General features: G+C 55.0%; 14 protein-coding genes. 5 read left to right on the top strand and 9 right to left on the bottom strand.

Annotated features, from left to right (window positions below; translation table 11 throughout):
- Positions 1–15 precede the first annotated feature (15 nt).
- From IMCC3135_RS26430 to IMCC3135_RS26420, 3 genes are all read right to left on the bottom strand, one after another.
- Positions 16–417, bottom strand: coding sequence for a hypothetical protein (locus tag IMCC3135_RS26430; RefSeq protein ID WP_088920317.1), 402 nt, complete (start codon positions 415–417; stop codon positions 16–18).
- Positions 418–673: 256 nt separating this feature from the next.
- Complete coding sequence (ylqF, locus tag IMCC3135_RS26425) at positions 674–1,627, bottom strand: ribosome biogenesis GTPase YlqF (protein ID WP_088920316.1); 954 nt, start codon at positions 1,625–1,627, stop codon at positions 674–676.
- Positions 1,627–2,469 carry a CvfB family protein gene (locus IMCC3135_RS26420; protein WP_088920315.1) on the bottom strand — a complete coding sequence of 281 codons (843 nt, stop codon included), beginning with the start codon at positions 2,467–2,469 and terminating at the stop codon, positions 1,627–1,629. The genes ylqF and IMCC3135_RS26420 overlap by 1 nt, the downstream gene beginning before the upstream one ends.
- Before the next feature lie 189 nt (positions 2,470–2,658).
- Here IMCC3135_RS26420 and IMCC3135_RS26415 point away from each other — a divergent pair, with 189 nt between their 5' ends.
- Positions 2,659–3,624, top strand: a complete 966-nt coding sequence (locus IMCC3135_RS26415) for a tRNA-dihydrouridine synthase (RefSeq protein WP_236994663.1) — start codon at positions 2,659–2,661, stop codon at positions 3,622–3,624.
- Positions 3,625–3,639: 15 nt separating this feature from the next.
- Here the strand turns inward: IMCC3135_RS26415 and IMCC3135_RS26410 are convergent, their stop codons facing one another.
- Positions 3,640–4,608, bottom strand: a complete 969-nt coding sequence (locus tag IMCC3135_RS26410; protein WP_088920313.1) for a DUF6279 family lipoprotein — start codon at positions 4,606–4,608, stop codon at positions 3,640–3,642.
- 90 nt (positions 4,609–4,698) lie between these two features.
- On the opposite strand from IMCC3135_RS26410, the gene IMCC3135_RS26405 reads away from it, so the two are divergent.
- Together IMCC3135_RS26405 and IMCC3135_RS26400 are read left to right on the top strand one after the other, a co-directional pair.
- Positions 4,699–5,250, top strand: a complete 552-nt coding sequence (locus tag IMCC3135_RS26405; RefSeq protein WP_157736285.1) for an FKBP-type peptidyl-prolyl cis-trans isomerase — start codon at positions 4,699–4,701, stop codon at positions 5,248–5,250.
- Between the two features lie 134 nt (positions 5,251–5,384).
- The gene (locus tag IMCC3135_RS26400) at positions 5,385–6,905 is read left to right on the top strand and encodes a M48 family metalloprotease (protein WP_157736284.1); all 1,521 of its coding nucleotides are present in this window, start codon (positions 5,385–5,387) and stop codon (positions 6,903–6,905) included.
- A 27-nt stretch (positions 6,906–6,932) separates the two neighbouring features.
- Here the strand turns inward: IMCC3135_RS26400 and IMCC3135_RS35285 are convergent, their stop codons facing one another.
- A complete protein-coding gene (locus tag IMCC3135_RS35285; protein ID WP_257790396.1) occupies positions 6,933–7,058 on the bottom strand; it encodes a hypothetical protein in 126 nt (41 codons plus the stop codon).
- Here IMCC3135_RS35285 and IMCC3135_RS26395 point away from each other — a divergent pair.
- On the top strand, positions 7,057–8,460 hold the full coding sequence (locus IMCC3135_RS26395; RefSeq protein WP_088920311.1) for an alpha/beta hydrolase: 1,404 nt from the start codon (positions 7,057–7,059) through the stop codon (positions 8,458–8,460). The two genes, IMCC3135_RS35285 and IMCC3135_RS26395, sit on opposite strands and share 2 nt — an antisense overlap.
- On the opposite strand, the gene uxuA is transcribed toward IMCC3135_RS26395, so the two are convergent.
- A complete protein-coding gene (uxuA, locus tag IMCC3135_RS26390) occupies positions 8,461–9,678 on the bottom strand; it encodes a mannonate dehydratase (RefSeq protein WP_088920310.1) in 1,218 nt (405 codons plus the stop codon).
- 137 nt (positions 9,679–9,815) lie between these two features.
- Here uxuA and IMCC3135_RS26385 point away from each other — a divergent pair, with 137 nt between their 5' ends.
- On the top strand, positions 9,816–10,508 hold the full coding sequence (locus IMCC3135_RS26385) for a GntR family transcriptional regulator (protein ID WP_088920309.1): 693 nt from the start codon (positions 9,816–9,818) through the stop codon (positions 10,506–10,508).
- Between the two features lie 54 nt (positions 10,509–10,562).
- Here IMCC3135_RS26385 and IMCC3135_RS26380 read toward each other — a convergent pair whose 3' ends face one another.
- The 3 genes from IMCC3135_RS26380 to IMCC3135_RS26370 form a co-directional block, all read right to left on the bottom strand.
- A complete protein-coding gene (locus tag IMCC3135_RS26380) occupies positions 10,563–11,159 on the bottom strand; it encodes an HAD family hydrolase (protein ID WP_088920308.1) in 597 nt (198 codons plus the stop codon).
- Positions 11,160–11,234: 75 nt separating this feature from the next.
- The gene (locus IMCC3135_RS26375) at positions 11,235–11,945 is read right to left on the bottom strand and encodes a hypothetical protein (protein WP_088920307.1); all 711 of its coding nucleotides are present in this window, start codon (positions 11,943–11,945) and stop codon (positions 11,235–11,237) included.
- Positions 11,942–12,595, bottom strand: a complete 654-nt coding sequence (locus IMCC3135_RS26370) for a sigma-70 family RNA polymerase sigma factor (protein ID WP_157736283.1) — start codon at positions 12,593–12,595, stop codon at positions 11,942–11,944. The genes IMCC3135_RS26375 and IMCC3135_RS26370 overlap by 4 nt, the downstream gene beginning before the upstream one ends.
- Positions 12,596–12,623: the final 28 nt, after the last annotated feature.

Here is a 12,623-nt window from a genome sequence, read left to right as displayed (position 1 = left end):
AACCTCGGCACTATGTCACAGATCGGCCTTTCGCGCCTCCAGCAAGCGCATCCTCAAGATGTCAAATTGGGCATCTTTCGAGGCACTCCAGGAGTCACTACCAGTCGTCTTGATAACTTGCGCTGTGGTTATCTTGTATGCACGTTGTGAAAGTAGCGATTCAATCCGGTTCTTCAAGTGCCCCGGGAAGGTGGCAACAACATCCCGACGGTGCCCTTCGCAGTGCGCCTCTGCTCGCCGCGCCATCATGGCAGCTGAGCCTGTGTATGCATGGCTGAATTTTTGAATGCAATGAGTCCAGCGCGCAATGATTTCGCCCTGCTGTGCCTTGTGAGAGCTGGGCGTGGTGGAACACGCGCCCAGTAAACTGACACTGATGAGTAGTGCAGGTACGATCGAAATCTTGTCGCCGGACATTGCTGTATCTCCCTTCCGACAGGTTCGGAAGCCTCCAAACCTGTCGAAAACCTAATGAAGCCGAGGCAGGTAGAGAAATTAGCGGCGTTGGGGTTATTTTATCGAGCAGTGACTCGCGATGGCGGCATATTCGGAGCGATTGCAGGCCTGTTCTGTGGAGTGGTCAAGGTTTTAGGCTCCTGGACACCGAGTCGGCGACTGTTCAGTTGTGAACGATCGCCACTGCTTACTCGCTTAAGGGATCGTGAAACAATCCCTAACTGTTTTTCTTGCGTGCTTTTCTGGCACTGCGCTCTTCGGATTTCTTTTCGCGACGCTGTTCGCGTCGTGCGGCGATTTCAGCGAGCCGTTTGGCGGTTTCTGCCTCCTCTTTCTGGCGCATGGCCGGAGTCTCAAGCGTCATTCCACCCAGTAGGCCGGCACGAAATTCGGACAACAGCAGACGTCCGGCTCGATCAAAATCGATCAATCCACCGCCACCAAGGCAGCCGCGCATCTTGCCAATGGCCTCTAGCGTCTGCACGCTCTCATCCAACGGTAGCGTCTTGCCGTAACGGGCCCGTAATGCTTCTGCGTAGTGAACACAGAGGTGATCCAGCAGGTAGGCCGCTACTTCTGAGCTGTCCATGGCGGTATCTCGCACCGCTCCCGTAGCAGCCAGCCGGTAGCCGCTGGCTTCGTTCTCAACCTTGGGCCACAGCATGCCCGGGGTGTCGCGCAGGCGCCAGTGTTCGCTGAGAGTGATCAGCTGCTGTCGTTTGGTGATGGCAGGCTCATTGCCGGTTTTAGCCACAACCCGACCTGCCAGTTTGTTGATCAATGTGGATTTGCCAACATTGGGAATGCCCATCACCATGGCGACATAGGGCTTGAGGCGAGGTGAGGTCGGAGGTGGGACCAGTGCTTTGAGGCGTTGCGGTATGGCCTTGGTGATCGCCGGGTCACCGGCAGTGATTGCAATGGCATCGTGCCGCTCGTGGCGACGTAATTCGACCAGCCATTGCTCAGTCCGGACAGGGTCGGCAAGATCGGCTTTTGTCAGAACCCGTAACAAGGGCTTGTCGCCGGCAATGTTGGCCAGCATCGGGTTCTCGCTGCTCCAGGGAATGCGGGCATCCAGAACCTCGATGATTACATCGACTTCGGGCAATACCTTGGCCATTTCCTTGCGGGCTTTGTGCATATGCCCGGGAAACCACTGAATAGCCATCAGTGATTGCCCGTGTCAGGTTCAACGAGCTCTATTCGGTCCGGATGGATGGTGATGCGTCGTTCCCTGTATAGCGTGCTCAAAGTCTGCTTGAAATTCTTCTTGCTGACCTGGAATACTGATTGGATGGCTTCTGGTGAGCTTTTGTCGCTGAGAAAGCACACGCCATTGTTAGCTTGCAGATTCTCGATGATCGCATCGGCCAGATTGGGCTGGAGCATCTTTTTTTGTGGCTGCAATGTCAGATCAATACGTCCATCGGGTCGCACGCGCTTGATATAGCCTTGATGTGTGTCACCCACACGTACGTCCTGAAAGATCTCATCTTTGTAGAGCAGCCCCAGGACGCGGTTGTCGATCACGGCTTTCAAGCCCAGATCGGTGCGTTGAAAGATCAGGAGAGAAACGCTCTGCCAAGGTTGAAAATCTTCACCGGTCTCAGGCATATGATGATCCAGACGGCTGCTGGCAGCCAGGCGTCCGCTCTTGTCCAGATAGACCAGCACGCTTTCATGGCGTCCGACTTCCAGAGGTCTGCGCTGTTCGGCAAAGGGCAGCAGCAGATTCTTGGCCAGACCCCAGTCCAGGAATGCACCGGCATTGGTGATGTCCACCACCTTCAAAGAGGCGCATTGATTGCGTTCGACCAGTGGTTGTTTCGTGGTGGCCAGCGGTTTTCCCTGAGCATCGACGAAAATGAACACGCGCAGGAGCTCTCCCGGTTCTGCCAATTCAGCTTCATTGGTCGGGAGAGGGACCACACCTCCAGCGCCATCGTCCAGCAGCAGTGAGTTGCGGTTGCGTTCGAGAACGACAAGTTCTTGTGTCAGGCCAATATCCATTATCTGGGCAGTTTAGGCGGGTAAGCCGCGGGATGCTACTACTTCGCGTCCTGTGATGTCGTAAAACCCGTCGAGAATGCGTTCCGTATAAGATGTCTGTCCTGGTTTTTGACAATAATTCTACTTATCGTGCTCGATCCGATCTCTGCCTCGCCCTTAACAAGGGACCAGCTACCCATAGGGCAAATCGTGCTTGCACCCATGGAAGGCGTCATCGATGCGCCCATGCGACGCTTGCTGACCGGGCTGGGAGGATACAGCCGCTGTGTGACAGAGTTCATCCGGGTAACCACGGTCCTGCTGCCTGAAAAGGTCTTTCTGCGACTTTGTCCGGAGCTGGAGACCGACGGTCAGACCGAAAGTGGTGTGCCGGTCTACACGCAGTTATTGGGCAGTAATGCGCAATGTCTGGCGGCCAACGCCCGCAGGGCGGTGGAGTTGGGGGCGCCAGGAGTCGATCTGAATTTTGGTTGTCCTGCAAAAACGGTCAACAACAGCCTGGGAGGTTCGATTCTGTTGCGCGAACCGCAAAAGGTTGCCAGTATCGTGCGAGCTGTGCGGGATGCGGTTCCGGCCGAAGTACCGGTGACGGCCAAGATTCGTCTCGGTTACGACAACAGCGACGCCCTGGCCGAGATAGTCCAGGGGGTTCGTGAAGCGGGTGCAACCGAACTGGCCATTCATGCCCGCACCAAGTTTGACGGTTACAAGCCACCGGCGTGGTGGGCTGAGGTGGCGAGTGTCGTGCAGCCCGATGACAACATGACCTATATCAATGGTGAAATCTGGAATGTAGATGACAGTGTGCGGGCGCGTCTGGCCAGCGGTTGTCGGCATTTGATGTTGGGGCGCGGAGCACTGGCAGCTCCCGATCTGGCGCTGCGTATCCGCGCAGCGGCTGCAGGCCAGGCGCCACTGGCTCCCATGGCATGGCTGGATATATCACAGCATGTGGAGGCGCAGTTTCTGCGATCGGACAGTCAGAGCCCGCGGCATGTCGGTAACCGGACGAAACAGTGGCTGGCGTATCTGAAGCGGACCTATCCGGAAGCCAATGAATTGTTCGCCAGATTGCGAACGCTGCGCGATGTCAATGCCATGGTTGCAGCCTTTGCCGAGCATCGACGAGCGGTGTCCCCCGACAGGCTTGCCTGATCAGGGGAGGTGCTCTCAGTTTGCCGTTTGCACCAGACAGCCGACGCTGGCATCTTTGCCTGGTCTGAATGAGGGCTTGTCTTGCGACACCGCCTGTAGCGTGGATCCCATCTTGCCTACCCAGCGACTGACACTGCGGCGTTGCTGTGCATCCAGGCTGTGAACAAATTCCTGAACCGTCTCTCGAAACAGCTGGCGGTTGCTCCGCGATTCATCCGCATGATTGGTTTCAAGCAACGTCCATCGCTTGGCGATATGCGCCTGGATTTTTGCTTCGTAATTCTTGTCTTGTTGATTGCGTGCGATGGCAAACAATTGTTGGTTCCAGGTCTCCAGCAGGTCCAGATATTGTTTGCGAAGGCTGATTTGCCGGGAGAAGCTGTCACGCAAAGCATCGCGTTGTTGCTGAGTCAGTTTCAGGTCGATACGGTCAGCCCATTTGTCGGCATTTTTTACGCGTCTGTCCATGCGCTCTTCGGCACTGAGTGATTCATGGCGCTGGCGATCCTCGCGTTGTTCGTTCTGGATATAGCTCTCGATGCTATTGATCTGCTTGTCAGTGAGCGTCTTGGCAGTGCCGGCCATGAAATTGATCGGATAGCATTCACGTACAGAGCGCGAGAGTGTTTCAGCCGTGTTCACCCATTGTGTGACTGCCTTGTCCGTGGTGGCCTCGGGCTCTGTGATTGTGCGGGCAATGTCCTGTAGCAGCTGGGCATACTGCGGTAGTTCAGATTGCCTGTGCCAGACATGAAAGGTACCGACAGCTTGTTCAAAAACAGCGCTCTGGGCTTTGTTGAAGTCGGCGAGCTTGTTGAATTCAGCGAGAATCTTGTCATCAAGCTTATTATAGAAAGGCGTGACCAGCAATTTGCTGTTGGTGCAGCTGGCAAGCATGAGTAGCAGGGCCAGAGCAGAGATGATACGTGGCAGATCAGACAAGTGCTTGCGAGTTGCCCGCGGCTGTGGAGTAGTGGTTATCATGGTCACTCCAGTGTACAACGCGCGTCTGCCTTCTACTGACGCATCGAGGATGACACTGTCGACACTTTGAAGAGCAGCAGAGACACTAGAATGCCAGACGATCAGACACCTATAGAAGCAGATGCCAGCGAAGGCACGGGTAGCAACAGTGGTGCTGTTGCAGGGCCGAATATGGTTATCGGTTTTCATTACGACCTGTATGACGGCAAAGCGCAAAAGATGGAATCATCCAAAGCAGGCGAGCCCGTCCTGTGTTTACACGGCGAACGCGGCGTGTTGCTGGCATTACAGGATGCCTTTGTTGGCAAGGTTGCCGGTGATGATTTTTCGATAACCATACCCCATGAAAAGGCCTATGGCAGACGCTACCCCGATCGCAAGCAGCGCCTGCCTCGCAAGAAGATAGACGGAGGCAAACAGCAAACGTTCCGTCCCGGTCAGGTGATTACCATGCAAGGTGAGCACGGGCCGAGTCCAGCCACCGTGATCAAAGTGGGAAAATTCAATATTGATGTGGACGTCAATCATCCGTTGGCAGGGGTTGATCTGACCTTTGATATACAGATCGTTTCAGTTCGTGAGTCAAGTGCTGAAGAGCGTGCCCATGGGCATGCTCATGGGGTGGGTGGACACCACCACTAAATCTCGATTGCAGGGTTTGCAGTGCAGGCGCTTTCAACGAGTAAACAGCCAAAGGGTTCCAGTACATGATTTGCTCAGGACTACGAACATATCTTCAGAACAGCAGTATCCGGGCTGTTGTGCAGCGATGGAGAATGCTGCCTGCCACTGGCATGCTCAGTATGCTGGTGCTCAGTGCCTGCGTACAGAACCCGGTGACAGGCAAAAAGGATTTTCTGCTGGTATCCGAAGACTGGGAAATGCAGGTGGGGGCGCGGGAATACCTGCCTCAGCGGCAGGCTCAAGGTGGTGACTATGTCGTTGATCCGAGCGTGGAGGCCTATGTAAAGTCAGTCGGGCAACGACTGGCCGCCCATAGTGACCGGAAGCTGGCGTATGAGTTTCATGTCATCAACGATTCCACCCCGAATGCCTGGGCTTTGCCGGGAGGCAAGATCAGCATCAACCGGGGCCTGCTTGTCCGGTTGAAGAGCGAATCTGAACTGGCGGCCGTGTTGGGTCACGAAATTGTGCATGCAGCCGCCAAGCATGGTGCTAAAGGGCAGACTCGTGGAATCGGCTTGCAGGTGGGCATCATGACCGCATCCATCCTGGGGGCACGTGAAGGCTATGGCCAGCAGGTGCAGTTGGTTTCCAGTGTGGGTGCGCAAATCATCAACAGTCAGTACGGTCAGGGTGCCGAGCTGGAATCGGACCGTTATGGCATGGATTACATGGCCAAGGCTGGCTATGATCCGCAGGGCGCGGTCGAGTTACAGCGAACTTTCGTCGCCTTGTCCAAAGGGCAGAGAAGTGATTCGCTGTCGCGGCTGTTTGCCAGTCATCCGCCGTCAGAAAAACGAGTGGCTCAGAATATCAAGACCGCCAGTGGCCTGAGCAAGGGTGGCAAGGTAGGACAGAGCGAATATCGCCGAGCCATGGCGCGTCTGTTCAAGACGGAAAAAGCCTATAAAGACTTTGATATGGCGCAGCTGGCTTTCCAGAAAAAGAATTCGAAACAGGCATCGGCTCTGCTACGCGAAGCCATGCGTATTGAGCCCAATGAGGCCCATTTCCATTCACTGATGGGTGATATCGCACTCTCGCAGCGTCATCTGTCCAGTGCCAAGCGCTCATTCGACAAGGCTATTTCGCTGAACGACAAATTCTATTACTACTATCTGCAACGTGGCAAGATCAACGAGCTGCAGAAAAACTCACGGGCAGCCCAGGCCGACTACGCCAACAGTATCAAGTTGCTGCCGACAACGGCGGCTCAACTCAGTCTGGGGCAGTATGCCGAGCGGGCTGGCAAACTCTCGGTGGCGAAGCGTTATTATGCGATGGCCGCTCAGGCAACAGGAGATGAGGCGAGCAAGGCGCGTGCCTCACTCATGCGACTGGATCCACCGGTCGGTCCCGAGACCACTCTGCTGGTGCGTCAGGGGCTGACCAGTCGGGGTACATTTGCGATTGAACTGATCAACCAGACATCTCGTGATATTGGCTTTGTAAAGCTGGGTATTAGCGCTAGATCGGGGTCACGACAGCAGCTGCACAGTGTTCGTCAGGTAATCCCTGCCGGACAGCGGCATCAGATCGATACGAAGCGTCGCTTGACGCAGCAACAGGCAAATCAACTCAGGGTGGTCATTCTTGAAGCCAGAATGCAGTAGTAAAAGAACGTTCGCTAGATGTTCCGCTTATGGCACGCTGCTGATCCTCAGCTTGCTATCGACAACGAGTGCAGTGGCAGCCCAGCCATCGTTGAGCGATATTTTCAGAAGTTCTCTGGCCTGCGCGTTGATAGAGCCATTGTTGGCAGACATGAGGGTTACGCCTCTGTATCGGCAGGAGCAGGGGCGTTGTGTCAGCCGCGTACCTGATGAACTTGATCAAGACTATTTCAGTGATGCTGGCTGTGAAATCCCCGTCGCCTTCGAGCCGACTACACTCGCCAGTCATTGCGAGTTACTGCTCAATGCTGACCAACTGGGTGAGGGGCAGGGCATCAATACACCGCCGGTATGGACTCTTCCACCGGGTACACGATTGGATGTGGGTGCCCGTTCGCTGGAGGGTGTGCAGCAGCCTTATCTGCAACGGCAGATCTATCGCACGGTGCAGACGTTGCGGGGGGAGTGTGCTCTGGAAATGCGAGTCTACGCTCCGAGTCCGGTGAGTGAGGGTGAACAGCGGCCTTCGTTGCTCGCCTTGCATGGTGGCAGCTGGAGTAGCCGCGGATTTGGTTTCTTCGGCCTTGAAATGACTATCCCGCATTATGTTGACGCAGGGTTTGTGGTTTATGCACCGTTCTATCGTCTGCTGGGAGATTCTGAAGGGAGTGCTGCCTGTAATGAGGCGAGTATCGAACAGATCAGTGATGATGCGGCGGCTGCGCTGGACTGGGTGCAGATTCATGCGACCGACTATGGCAGCTCTCCCAAGCCGGTGGTCTTTGGGCAATCGGCCGGGGCACATCTGGCTACTTCTCTGGCAGTTAACAGGTCCAGCGAAGTGGCAAGCGCCGTGTTGTTCTATACGCCGACAGATTTCACGGATTTTGCTCTGCGTGCGCAGCAGGGCTTCTACACCGACGAGCAAGGTCTGGGCATTCTTGAGCGCTTGCTGAATGTGAGTGCCGATGAGGCCGATGTGAGTGCGTCGCCGATCCCGGAAAATAGTTTTCCACTGCGAATCGTGCAGGAAGGAATCGATATACCACCTGTGTTCATGGTGCATGGCATGCAGGATGGGCTGGTTGAGGCGCGACAGTCCGTTCGTCTGTGTGACGCTTTGGCGGGCAGGCAATTACTGGCTCTGGATGCCGAAGTGGAACAACCTGACACGTTGCGGGAAATCGTTCAGTGCGGTGCGGGCTCGGGAGCGAGTTCTCAGCTGCAACTGATTCGCGAAGGCGAGCATGCCCTGGATGTCTGTCTGGCGGGAGCACTATTGCCCACCGATCTATGTCCTTCGGGTAGCGAGGCTTCGCGTCAGGAGGTGGCAAGTGCCATCGGCGATGCTGTCAGTTTTGCCAATAACACGGGGCGAGGCATTGATGGCACTGAAGCTGGCCAGAGACCTGCTGAAGATGAAGTCTCTGAGACCAGTGGCGAGAGTGGCAGTGGAGCAGGTGTTGTGCTGCCATGGCTGCTGGCCCTGACTTTATGGCTGCGCCGTCACCCCGTAGTACGGGCCCGGCGCAGCTGCTTGCAAGATAATTCCTGATCAGGCGACGACGGTCTGTTTCAAGGAGGCCAGTGCGGTTTCCACCCCTCGCAGCTCGGCCAGACCTTTGAGCCTGCCGATGGACGGATAGCCGGGTTGCGTTCGGCGGCCCAGGTCATCGAGAATATCCTGACCATGATCTGGCCGCATCGGGATCTGCCAGTCACTCTGACCGGCATCGCGGCGGCGCTGCTCTTCATCAAGGGCTGCACCAATCAGCGCCACCATATCGGTGCTGCCGGCCAGGTGCTCTGCTTCGTAGAAAGAGCAGGGCAGGTCGTCATTGTCACGTGTGACATTGCGCATATGCAGAAAATGCACGCGTGAACCCAGGCGTCGCATCATTCCAGGCAGGTCATTGTCGGCACGTGCACCCAGCGATCCGCTGCATAGAGTGACGCCATTGGCATGGACATCAACCGCCTCTAGCATGGCCTGATAATCCGCCTCGGTAGACACCACGCGAGGCAGACCCAGCAGTGAAAACGGTGGATCATCAGGGTGGCAGCAAAGGCGCATACCCAGACTCTGTGCATGCGGGGCGACCATCTCCAGAAACTGATGGTGATGCTTGCGAAGTCGATCGGCATCAATGGCATCGTACTGTGAAAGCAGTGCACGCACATCGTCAATAGTCAGTTCCTGATTGGCTCCGGGCAGACCACAGACAATCGAGGTTTGCAGCTGCTTCAGTTGCTCGTCAGACAGGCTGCGATGTTTGCGTGTACAGGCTTCGACAATCTGTTCAGGGTAATCCTCAGCGGCTCCCGGGCGTTTTAGCAAGTGGATATCAAACAGCGCAAAGTCAGTCAGATCAAAGCGCATGCAGGTGCCGCCATTGGGTAGTTCCCAGCGCAAATCAGTGCGTGTCCAGTCCAGTATCGGCATGAAGTTGTAACAGACCGTCTCTATACCGGCTGCCGCCAGATTGGTGAGTGTCTGGTTATAGTTCTGGATATGAGTGTGCCATTGGCCATCCTGTTTCTTGATGTCTTCCGAGACGGGTACGCTCTCCACGACATCCCATGTCAGCCCCGAGGCTGAATTGTCCTTGCGTACTGCAATGGCCTGTTGGCGCGTCTGGATTTCCTGCGGACTCCAGATTTCACCATTGTCGATATGGTGAAGGGCGGAGACTATTCCCTTTGCCCCTGCCTGGCAGACATCATCAATGCTAACCAGATCCTTGGGACCAAACCATCGCCATGTGTGCTTCATGTTCGTATGTCCATGCGTTGTTGAATGAAAGCTGACAGGACCATATTGCGCCCTGGGGAACCAAACCGCCAAAAAAGGCTTGCGTGCGAAACTAGTATAGTAATATATTAGTATCCTACGCAACTGGATAACGCCGCATGGCTGCCGTTCTGACAGGAGAGATCGATCCGGGTAGTGCCTTGAGTCCGCAGGTCTACCAGATGCTCAAGGAAGCAATCATCAGAGCAGATATGCTGCCTGGTCAGCGCCTGTCCGATATCGAGCTGGCAAAAACATGGGACATCAGCCGTCAGCCTATTCGCGAGGCTTTCATGCGATTGCAGGCAGAAGACCTGCTGGACGTCCGCCCACAGCGAGGCACCTTTGTCAGGCGTATATCGGTGCCAGCGGTGCTGGATGCGCGCTTTGTGCGCGAAGCGATTGAGGCTGATATCGTCAGAGTCGTGGCTGAGTCTGCCGAGAGTTCTGTCATCAAAGAGCTAAAGGCCTTGCTGGCAGCACAGAAAAAACTGCTGAAGCAGCCACCGGTGCAATTCATGAAGCTGGATGACGAATTCCACCGGACACTGGCGGAAGCTGCAGGCAAACCTTACGCCTGGCGTGTCATTGAAGACGTGAAGACGCAAATGGATCGAGTGCGTTTTCTTTCATTCAACGATTTTCACATGGAGCGTCTGGTCAGCCAGCATGCAGATATCGTGTCTGCCATTGCGAAGGGCCAGCCCCTGGATGCCATTGAACAGATGCGAAAACACTTGCAAGGCATCCTCAAGTCCATTGATCAGATTGCTTGCGAATTTCCTGATTTTTTCACCGGGGAGCATAAATGAGTTTCAATTGAGATGGTGGTTTCTCGCTAGTCCTAAGGGATTGTTTCACGATCCCTAAGGGCTTATATAAGCAGTCAACGCCTGCAAGGAATTCACGGAAACGCTGGTGTACTGAGGCCATTCGAAGCGGCTGTCTACATCCATATGAACAGTGTCAATTCCTGCAGAATGACCGGCCTGCAAATCGAACAGGTAGTCGCCTACCATGACAGCATCGGCAGGATCAGCTGTCCAGCGAGACAGCAGTAGTTGAACACCGGCTGGATCCGGTTTGGCAACGCAGCAGTCACGACTGATGATGTCCGCATCGGAGAAAAACTCATCCAGACCGCAAGCCGCCAATGTTACATTGGCTATCTGCTTGCCATTGCGAGTTACTATGCCAAGTGTAGCCCCTTGACTTTGTAATAGAGAAAGCAATTCGTGGCTACCTGGTTGAGGTATTGCATCTGCGGCCATGTCCAGCTCCATGGCATCCAGAGCGGCATGTTTCACCTTGGCTTGTTCGGGATCCATGGCTGCCAGAGCTTCCAGGATCGGCATGCCGGCTGGCAGTCCGAGGGTACTGCGCATGGCATCAAAATCATGCATGGCTTGAGTCAGAGTTCCGTCCATGTCGAACAGCCAGTACTTCTTGGTCTTCAGGTTCATATTGTTGTGTCGTGTTTCGGTGCCATGAGGGAGTAGGGTGGCGATATCAGAGTGGCGAAGCACATGAATAGTCCACTAGTAGTCCAGTTGGAAATCTGGTTCATATTCCGGGTAGACCTTTCGGAAAAGATCGTATTCTGTCTGGGCTTTGTCAGGGTTTTTGTCATCCACCAAACGACTAATTTCCTTGATCCAATCCTTTGCTGACTGACGATACAGAGGCTCATCCGGCACATTGCGGTTTTCAACCAGCTCGCCACGTTCACTTTTTGCGGTGGGGCTCGGTGCTCGAATGGCAGATACCATGGGACTGGCAGCCACGATGCCGGCTTGCTCATGGGTAATGGCACTATCTGCGCTGATTTGATTGTCAGGGCTCTCAAGAATGGGGGCGTCGGCTGCTGGAGAGACGATCTCTTCTCTATCTGCCGAAGCCAGGTAACGGGATTCGGATTGGGTGGCGGATTCGGGTTCGAAGGCGGACTCGGACGCAGCATCTGCTGTCGCCGTAACCCTGGATGTAGTGCTCTTGAGTGCAGACTCTGGAGACTGCAGAAGCAGGGGCGTGATTGTCACACCGAGCAATAGGGTTGCCGCTATTGCGAACCAGCCCTTGATCCCGACACCGGTTTGTCTATCGTCCGTTGTACCGGTTTGTGATACGGCATCCTGCGCCGCATTCAGAATGTACTTGTCCAGCGCTTCGGGAACACTCTCCTGTTGCGAGTCGAATAGTTCGACCAGATCGCGGTCGTCTGATGAGGCGACCTCTTTGTCGTTGCTCATTGCGACAACTCCTTCAGTTGCGTTCTCAGTTTGGCGGTGGCGTAGCGTAATCGACTCTTTATTGTTTCAGTACCTTCGTTGACTATTGCGGCAACCTCTTTGAGGCTCATGCCGGCAATGTAGCGCAGCAGTAAACTCTCTCGTTGTGTTGCGGGCAGGGTTTGCAGTGCCGCATGAAGCACCTGTGCGCGCTCACCGAGTTCGGCAATTTCATCGGGTGTCAATGGCGCGCTGGTCATTGTGGATAGACTGATGACATGGGTGTCCGGATCAAACGAGCTATCGGCTAGTACCGGCTGTTGGCGGTAATGGTCAATCAGGCGATTGCGTGCGATGCGGTAGAGCCAGGCTCGGAACGGCGACTCCAGACGATAGCTTGATCGACCTTTTATCACATGCAACCAGATGTCCTGATAGAGTTCATGTGCGATAGCTTCGTTGCCACAACTGTTTTTTACAAATCGAAACAACGGTTGTTTGTGGCGTGAGTACAAGGTTTCAAATGCTGCGGCGTCGCCGCCTGCATAGGCTTTCATCAATTGCCCATCTTCGTCCATATCGGTCGTCAAGTGAATGCCGGCTCCTGCGACTGAAAGCTGCTGCCCCCATCGCTCAGTAGTCATCGATGATAGCAGTGCAACGTCGCTCATCAACATGATGAGCGACGATCAGGGCGTG

Source organism: Granulosicoccus antarcticus IMCC3135 (assembly GCF_002215215.1).
Lineage (GTDB): Bacteria > Pseudomonadota > Gammaproteobacteria > Granulosicoccales > Granulosicoccaceae > Granulosicoccus > Granulosicoccus antarcticus.
Note: the sequence above shows the minus strand (reverse complement) of the source record. Positions and strands in the feature narration are given on the sequence as shown.

Excerpts from the sequence above, each read along its gene's own strand:
- IMCC3135_RS26430 (WP_088920317.1), bottom strand. The coding sequence starts at position 417 with ATGTCCGGCGACAAGATTTCGATCGTACCTGCACTACTCATCAGTGTC.
- ylqF (WP_088920316.1), bottom strand. The coding sequence starts at position 1,627 with ATGGCTATTCAGTGGTTTCCCGGGCATATGCACAAAGCCCGCAAGGAA.
- IMCC3135_RS26420 (WP_088920315.1), bottom strand. The coding sequence starts at position 2,469 with ATGGATATTGGCCTGACACAAGAACTTGTCGTTCTCGAACGCAACCGC.
- IMCC3135_RS26410 (WP_088920313.1), bottom strand. The coding sequence starts at position 4,608 with ATGATAACCACTACTCCACAGCCGCGGGCAACTCGCAAGCACTTGTCT.
- IMCC3135_RS26405 (WP_157736285.1), top strand. The coding sequence starts at position 4,699 with ATGCCAGACGATCAGACACCTATAGAAGCAGATGCCAGCGAAGGCACG.
- IMCC3135_RS26400 (WP_157736284.1), top strand. The coding sequence starts at position 5,385 with ATGCTGCCTGCCACTGGCATGCTCAGTATGCTGGTGCTCAGTGCCTGC.
- IMCC3135_RS26395 (WP_088920311.1), top strand. The coding sequence starts at position 7,057 with ATGAGGGTTACGCCTCTGTATCGGCAGGAGCAGGGGCGTTGTGTCAGC.
- IMCC3135_RS35285 (WP_257790396.1), bottom strand. The coding sequence starts at position 7,058 with ATGTCTGCCAACAATGGCTCTATCAACGCGCAGGCCAGAGAACTTCTG.
- uxuA (WP_088920310.1), bottom strand. The coding sequence starts at position 9,678 with ATGAAGCACACATGGCGATGGTTTGGTCCCAAGGATCTGGTTAGCATT.
- IMCC3135_RS26385 (WP_088920309.1), top strand. The coding sequence starts at position 9,816 with ATGGCTGCCGTTCTGACAGGAGAGATCGATCCGGGTAGTGCCTTGAGT.
- IMCC3135_RS26380 (WP_088920308.1), bottom strand. The coding sequence starts at position 11,159 with ATGAACCTGAAGACCAAGAAGTACTGGCTGTTCGACATGGACGGAACT.
- IMCC3135_RS26375 (WP_088920307.1), bottom strand. The coding sequence starts at position 11,945 with ATGAGCAACGACAAAGAGGTCGCCTCATCAGACGACCGCGATCTGGTC.
- IMCC3135_RS26370 (WP_157736283.1), bottom strand. The coding sequence starts at position 12,595 with ATGAGCGACGTTGCACTGCTATCATCGATGACTACTGAGCGATGGGGG.